Source organism: Ralstonia sp. VS2407 (assembly GCF_052950655.1).
In genome coordinates this window covers 1-502 of sequence record NZ_JBRFVG010000172.1, presented here as the reverse complement: position 1 = coordinate 502, position 502 = coordinate 1, and the positions used below count along the sequence as shown (strand labels likewise).

Genomic DNA, 502 nt, shown 5'->3' with positions numbered 1-502 from the left:
GCTGAGAGGCAGAACGTGGTCGATATGGATGCGCCCGGTCAGGAAGACCGGCCAATCCATGCCGGGACCAAACTGGCGCTCCAAATGCGCAGCCAGCTGAGTGATGCTGTATCCCAGCTTCCGCTCGATTGATCTGCTCCGGCCGCCTGTTTCAAGTGCTTCGCGCATGCGTTCGGCGAAGCGAAACCCTTCCTTCTTGTGCCGTAGCGCTGTTCTCAAGCGCTCGCGCAGATTGAAGTCCGGATCATGCTCATATCGGATGCGCCAACGCTCCGCCGCTGAAAGACCCTCGACACGCCATGGCTTGGCCGCTCTGGCCGCGGCACGAGCCACGCTACGTTCGTCGATAGCACGCCGATGCTGGGCTTCGCGGGCCGCGAGTTGAGTAGCGTTGTCGGAGCGCACTTCGTCCAACGAGCGCATCCCAAGGCGCCGTCGCCTCCGGAAGCTCTCGGCCGTTCTGAGCGCAAGAAACTTATCACGCTCTCGGACCTGCCAAGCC

The 502-nt window shown here is 62.4% G+C and carries 1 protein-coding gene; it reads right to left on the bottom strand.

The features are described 5' to 3' along the window. The coding region (locus tag ACU8YE_RS24460) for a hypothetical protein (protein WP_446929977.1) at nt 1-423 on the bottom strand (423 nt) is incomplete at its 3' end. Between the last annotated feature and the right edge of the window lie 79 nt (nt 424-502).